A 7,279-nucleotide genomic window follows, 5' to 3' on the forward strand; every position below is an offset into this window, starting at 1 on the left:
CGATGAACACCCTTGCTCTTGGCTATGTAATTCCCGCTATTAGGGCTTACTAGGGACTTGCACCCGTTAGATAATGCCCATGCCGAGCGTACTAAAAAAAGCCGTATCGCGCATTCGACACGGCCCAGGAAGAGAATATACAGGTTGTAAAATCAACGTGAATCCATACCTTTTCAGTTTGGATACTTATTAAAAATGTCCCATATATCGAGGAGCAGCAAATGGTTTGTTCATAGATGGATTGATGTTTGTATTACGTGTACTGGTAGATTGTGGTAGGTGAGCCAAATCAAAAGCGACAAACATTTCGTAATCATATTTCCATTCGGAACCATGAGCTACGTGCATCACGCGCTTATAGATGGCTTCACGCGAGGGAGCATTAAAACCATGTGTGTTACTGCGCATCATGCTCTCTAAGGTAGGACGCCATGCACCGCGCCAATATGTGCAAGCACCTTCATAGACCCCTAGTGTTTCGCCATAAAAATCTTTTCCTTGATAGCGTCTGTCATTCAGAAAGTGTTTCCACAACACTTCTTCGCGGTTGTTGGTGAAATCTACGTTCATGGCCCAGCCCAGTTGTTGCTGCATTCTTCGGTTTTTTTCTATCTCTGTAGCAGGGATAGTACCGTATTGTTCATACGAATACTCATCAAGTAGTTTGGTAAAACCATGCCCAATGCATTCATGACACAGCACCCTGCGAAACATTTCATCATCCGGTCCGTTAATGATGGGACAATAGCCGATGGCAAACTCTCCCATATTAGCAAATCCGAAGTAGGTGGTGCCGGCATATTCTTCGGTATTGAGCACAACGATGACCATTACTTCATTAAGCAGATTTGGATTAGCTTGCAACTCAGGCACAAGTGCGGCATACTCTTTTACCAATGTATGATTGCCGGTAATACCAGTGCTGCCACCTCCTTCCAGTTTACAACTGAAACGAGTACTATATGCTCCACCAAATGCATTGTTTTGTGATACGGCAGTCACCATCCACACATCAAAGTATTCGCGCAACGATTGTACGGGTTCCTCGGAAAAGAAGTTTTCCATGGCTTTTTCCATCATTTTATAGTAGTAATTGTCTTTGGTATCTATTTCGATGTCACAATCCAAGAAGCCATCACCCATGATGACGATAGGTACTCCATTGCCCTTGCTGTGCCTTTGCAAGACTTTTACTTTCTTATCCTTGGTGGTCATGTCTGTAGAGATACCTACCTCATTGGCATTTTGACAAATGGAGATGCGTGGTGATTTCAAGAGCACGTTGGACTCATTCTGCATATCTACGGCATATATTTGAATGTTAGCTTTTCGCTCCACCAGTTTATGATTAGGCAGGATGGTCAGACTGATTTTTTCATTTCGTAGAGTTCTGGTCTGGCTGTTTGGCTCTTGCGTAATCCACTCGGGTATCCCATTTTCTGCTACAAGCATAAAATGGCAATTCTGTAGGTTTGAGGCAAAATCAATGTCAATCTTGCCACCTGTTGCAGGGATTGTATATAAGGTCTGGATTACGTTCAACACCTCAGTTTGTTTTTGTGTGAATTTTATTTCCTTGGTAAGTCCGGCCGAAGTCAAAATCAATGTACCGGTGCGGTCTTCGCCGGTACGGTTATCTTCTTTAGCTAACAAGGAAAGAGTTATGTCCCCTGCTTCCCCTTTCATTGAGGAAAGTACTACCCAATTGACATCTACCTGCGCCTGCCAGGCATTGTTACAGACAAAATGGATGTCCAATTGGGCATTCGCCTGCGGTTCCATCACCAGGTTGCCCGATTGTGCATGAACATCCAAAACCGGTGTTACTTCATCGTCCGAACAACTACTGATAGAGGAAATCACTCCCATCAAAAAGATAAGTACGTAAAATCTTGTTTTCATAACGTTGATGCATTATTATGTTATAAGAAAAGGGCACCAAAATGGCACCCTCTTCTTTTAAATCAAACAGACAAGTGCTGCTTATTTGCGCAAAGTGACAGGAACAAGCGTACCATTCTTATCGGTATAGGCAACATATGCACCAAACCAACCGGCACTAACATAGAATCCTACACCAAAATTTTCAGGTGTATTTAATGTGATTATGCCTGATTCATATACACCGATAATATCAGTCTTGTAGGGAGTTACACCAGTACCTGTAAATTCACAATAGGGGAACAACACATTTCCGTATGAAGAATGAGTTCCAATAACTTGCGCTCCGGGGATTGTGATGTTATATTTCGTACCAGGTATAACTTCTTCAAGGTTGATAGTAAGCAAACCACCGAATCCAAGATCTAAGTAAGCTACATCGTTGATTCCCTCTTCCATGCTGAGCATGCACTTTTCGCTGCTGACTGCGCCATCAAATGGGCTGTATCCAGAAAGCGTATAAATGCCTTCCAACGGATTGTTCTCTTTCAGTTCTACTGTGCAAGTTTTGATATTCCCTATGGTTGCACCTTCTGCGCTTACAATTTCGAACGTAATGGAACGACCACTTTCGATGGCATCATTAGCTACGTTTAAATGAGCTTCAAAATTGACAGTCTCAACGCCTTCGGGCATTACCAATGTTTCGGTAGTCACAATCACGTCTTTGTTGTTCTCGAAGTTGGCGGTACTTCCACTCATTTTGGCCGTTACCCGAACAGTACCATTGTGGTCGCCTGTGAGTACAATGGGAATTTGTAACATAGAGGTACTTTCTCTTGTAGTTATGGTTGCTTCACCAAACTCAACCGTGGCGTTACCCGAGTTCATAACCTCTTCATCATCGTCGCAAGCAACAAAGGTCAACGGTAAAAGGAAAAGAACTAATAATTTAAGATATTTCATATTTACGTCTTTTTTTAATGATTAATAACCGGGATTCTGTTGGTTTCTGATTTGAGGATTCACGTCCGTTTCAGCCTTGGGAATAGGCCATACCATACGGAAGTCATCAGCTGCCTTCTCAAGGGCGGTAGTAATTTCTGAATCGGGGAACAATACCAAGTTGGCATCCTGTACATTGTTCTGGCGATTTACTCCCAATCCCCAACGCTTCAAATCGGACAGGCGGAATCCTTCACCTACCAATTCCCTGTGGCGCTCATCGCGGATTTCAGCCATCAGCAGGTCGGCACTGTTGAAAGTACGGTCTGTATAACCTTCAATACGGTTGCGCTTCAAATCGTTCAGATATTTGGCAGCTTCGGTAACGTTGCCCTGGCCGGCGTATGCTTCGGCAGCAATCAAGTACTGCTCGGCAATACGGAATGGCTTGGACTTGTTTGTGTAGTGATTATCTACGCCTACTATAGTATAGATATCGGGATTACCGGGATATTTGTCGAACATATAGATGTTACCTTGGGCACCTGTAGCTACATTCAATGTGAAAGGAGCAAAGAAAGCCGCGAAACGGATATCATTCTTCTCATACAAATCTACCAATTTACCTGTCGGGATGTAATCCGTTGTTACTTTAGCAGGATCTTCCTGATATTGTCCCCAGAAAGAGGTTCCGGTTGCACTGCCCAATTCGTCCGCACTCATGTAAATCTGCCACATCACCTCGCTGCTCATATCATTCACCCACATGCCGCGGAATGTTTCGGCCGAATTAACCAAAGCATATTTGCCGGCAGCAATCAGTGAAGTGGCAGCAGTAGCAGCGGCAGCATAATCTTTCATCTGTAATGCTACGCGTGCCTGTAAAGCAGTCACAACATCTGTGGAAATGTAATTGATAGCAGACTTGCCTTTGTCCAAGGCAAGTCCAATGTTTACTAATTCTTTGGCATTGTCCAAGTCGCTTATAATCTGTGCAAAAGTCTCTTTCATGGAAGAACGCCCCGGATAGACAGCTGAATTAGAAGTTGGAGCGTACGTCAGTTGTAACGGCATTCCTAAATCCGCATCTGCGCTGGCACTATTGTATGCCTTACAGAAGTGATTGGCTAAATTGAAATATGAAAAGGCTCTTGTAAAGTAGGCTTCACCAACGTATGCTCTAATTTTAGCCATGTCAGCATCGCTAAAACTGGTATTGCCTTCTTTAAGTTTTAGGTAGCTATCAATAAAATAGTTGCAACGTGCAATCAGTAAATAGTAATTGCTCCAGTAATTTTGGATATTTCCATCAGAACTTTGAAAATCCCAACGGTACATATTTCCATATGAATTGGAGTATCCTACCGTAGCATTGAAGTCATCGCACTGCATTTCGGGCAATAAAATATATCCACCGGTAGTCAATCCGCGGTAACTGGAATATAGACCGATTCGCGCATTGGCAAAGTCGGTGGTACTGGTCATGTATAAAGACTCTTCTACGGCATTATATGGATATTTCTCCATGTCGCAGGAAGAGAATCCAGCGGCAAGAAGAGCTGCCGCTAATAATATATGTAATTTCTTCATATCTGTTTATCCTCTTTTTATGGTTAATGGTTTAGAAAGTCAGTTCTACACCGAATGAGAACTGTTTGGTATTCGGGTAGTTGCCTAATTGTATATTGCTGTCAATTTCAGGATCGTATCCTTTGTACTTAGTCACAGTCCACAAATTACGTCCTACGAAGAATACTTTGGCGTTTTCCATAAAACCGGTCTTCTTCATCCAGCGTTGCGGGAATGTATAGCTTACGGTTAGGTTCTTCAGACGCATGAAAGAAGCATTTTCCAGCAAGTGCGTATCAAACTGCATCGGAGAGTCTACGCAAGAGATATTGGTAATATCACCTGGTTTTTGCCACATAGTCAGCATTTCAGTTGTTTGGTTATTCTTAGCTGCAAAGGTAGGATTCTCCGTGAACCAACGTTCGTTGTTTACCATGTATTGTCCCAACATGAACGAGAAATCAGCTGCTACGGTGATACCTTTCCAACTTGCACGTGTACCAAAACCGCCTGACCATGGAGCATAGCGCTGTTTACCTGTAAATACAGCATCATCATCAGAAAAGTTTTTGGTCAAGTTGCCATTTTTGTCATACCACATGTTGTAACCATCACGTGAATCTACGCCTGCCCAACGTACATAGTAATATTCACCGTAAGGCATACCTTTCTGCAACTTCAAGCCGGTATTTGCCAACACATATTCGTCCAAGCCGTTGAACAGTTCCGTAATCTCGTTCTTGTTATAGTTCACGTTAGCCGATATGCTCCAGTCTAAGCCGTTTACATTCTTTAAAATGTCCACATTGGCAGTAATATCCACCCCTCGGTTCACCATACTGGCTACATTACCCCAGCCTGTACTGAATCCGGTTGTATAAGAGTAAGGAATTTCCATCAACATATCCTCGGTCTTGCGCTGATAGTATTCCACATCCAGGCTTACGCGGTCGAACAAGCGAGTGCTTAATGCCACGTTGGTGGATTTCAGAACCTCCCAAGTCAAATCCGGATTGGCCGGATTGGCGACAGCCGTACCTGAAGTTCCACCATAAAGCGGACCGGTACCAATCAAACCGAATGACATGTAGGGATCCAAACCCAAGGAGTTACCAACCGAACCGTAGCTGACTTTCAGTTGCAAGTCGTCCAGCCAATCCACATCATTCAAGAAAGCCTCTTTCTTCAAATCCCACATGGCGCCTGCCGACCAGAAATTACCCCACTGGTTATTGAGTCCAAACAAAGAAGAACCATCGCGTCGGAAAGTGGCATCCAAGTAGTATTTTTCATCGAAGTTGTAGCTACCAGTCACAAAGTAAGAATTGAACACAGTGTTGTTCTTGCTGTGTGACGGCATCTTGGGAGTAGCACCGGCAGACATCAGCATCAGTCGTGTATCTGTCAAACCTTCTACAGACACACCAAAGCTTTCATTCTTACGGATAATAGACTCTTGTCCCAACAAAAACGAGAAGTGGTTTCTATCCCAAGCCGTGAATTTGTATTCGGCAGTGTTCGTATAAGTAAACGCATAGTAGCGTTGGAACGATTCTTTTGCAGTACCGGCATCTTTAAACGGCTCCATAGGAAGAGCTACTCCGGAAGTGCGGTAGTCAAAAGCTTCCATAGCCTGTGCAGCGCGGATGTTTAATCCCTTGATTGGGTTGATGTTCACATAAGTATTCCCATTGATACGAGCCATTGTATTGTTTCCCGGCTGGATTTCAGACAAGTAATAAGGGTTCCAATAGCCCAGTTCATCAAAGAAATTCAAACGGTCGCCAAATCCGAGGAAGTTGCCGTTATCATCTTTCAAAATCTCATAATAGGTCTGGGTAGGACGGTAAACACGTGAAGCGTATGCTTTGTTATAAACGCTGTTTCCACTACCACCAAATGCAGTAGTAGAATATTTCTGATGAGATAGGTTCAGGTTGATACCTGCTTTCAACCATTTGTTGATGTTCGATTCCAAGTTGGAACGCAAGGTTTCACGACGCAGATTGGAGTCATCCATGATACCGTCAGCATCATAGTGTCCGAAAGCAAAGTAATAGTTGACAGCATCTGTACCACCAGAAACATTCAAATCATATTGTTGTACAGGCGCAGAACCACCGAAAAATATGTCTGCCCAGTCAGTAGAAATTCCGTTGTTGATATAGAAGTTTTTCTTTTCCTGGAAAGCAGCATTGTTTTTCATAGACGGATCAAGAGCCTCTTGGAAGTTCAGCCATTGTTGAGCATTCATCATTTCCACATTGTCACCTGTCATGCGGGAGACACCATATTGTGCACTGATATTAATGGTAGCCTTACTTCCTCTCTTACCTTTCTTGGAAGTCAAGATAACAACACCATTGGCTGCACGTGAACCGTAAATAGCTGTAGAAGAAGCATCTTTCAATACAGTCATACTTTCGATGTCGTTTGGGTTAAGTGCAGTAAATGTGCCAGCAGAAATTGGTGAACCATCCAAAATGAATAACGGCTCAGAAGAACTATTAATAGAACTTACACCACGCAAACGCATGCGTACTGATTGACTTGGTTCACCACTTGGAGTGAAAACTTGCAAACCGGCAACTTGTCCTTGAAGGGCGTCAGCAACATTTGCTACGGGCTTCTTTTCAAGTTTTTCACTGCCTACCGCAGTTACTGAACCTACTACCGAACCTAGTTTCTGTCCCGAACCATATCCGGTAATCACAACCTCTTCAAGTAGCTCAGAGTCAGATTTCATGACTACTCTTACGTGAGATTTTATCGCCACCTCCTGCGTCTGCATACCAATATACGAAATTACCAGAGTTTTCGCGGAACTTGGTACGTTTGGTAATGTAAAATCACCATCTACACCGGTAATGGCACCAATTTGTGT

4 protein-coding genes are annotated in these 7,279 nt (G+C 43.3%); all 4 read right to left on the bottom strand.

All coding sequences use genetic code 11. From position 1 onward, the window contains the following. Window positions 1–189 precede the first annotated feature (189 nt). Window positions 190–1,902 carry a M64 family metallopeptidase gene (locus tag M1B78_RS17925; protein WP_257941436.1) on the bottom strand — a complete coding sequence of 571 codons (1,713 nt, stop codon included), beginning with the start codon at window positions 1,900–1,902 and terminating at the stop codon, window positions 190–192. A gap of 81 nt (window positions 1,903–1,983) precedes the next feature. Then, window positions 1,984–2,847 carry a hypothetical protein gene (locus M1B78_RS17930; protein ID WP_257941437.1) on the bottom strand — a complete coding sequence of 288 codons (864 nt, stop codon included), beginning with the start codon at window positions 2,845–2,847 and terminating at the stop codon, window positions 1,984–1,986. A 21-nt stretch (window positions 2,848–2,868) separates the two neighbouring features. Then, a complete protein-coding gene (locus M1B78_RS17935) occupies window positions 2,869–4,416 on the bottom strand; it encodes a RagB/SusD family nutrient uptake outer membrane protein (protein WP_176468881.1) in 1,548 nt (515 codons plus the stop codon). Between the two features lie 31 nt (window positions 4,417–4,447). Beyond that, window positions 4,448–7,279: SusC/RagA family TonB-linked outer membrane protein (locus M1B78_RS17940; protein WP_276019263.1), on the bottom strand; the 2,832-nt coding region annotated here is incomplete at its 5' end.

This window comes from Bacteroides muris (ex Fokt et al. 2023) (assembly GCF_024704895.1).
Taxonomy (GTDB): Bacteria; Bacteroidota; Bacteroidia; order Bacteroidales; family Bacteroidaceae; genus Bacteroides; species Bacteroides muris.

Coding starts and splice junctions, on each gene's coding strand:
- M1B78_RS17925 (WP_257941436.1), bottom strand. CDS start 1,902: ATGAAAACAAGATTTTACGTACTTATCTTTTTGATGGGAGTGATTTCC.
- M1B78_RS17935 (WP_176468881.1), bottom strand. CDS start 4,416: ATGAAGAAATTACATATATTATTAGCGGCAGCTCTTCTTGCCGCTGGA.
- M1B78_RS17930 (WP_257941437.1), bottom strand. CDS start 2,847: ATGAAATATCTTAAATTATTAGTTCTTTTCCTTTTACCGTTGACCTTT.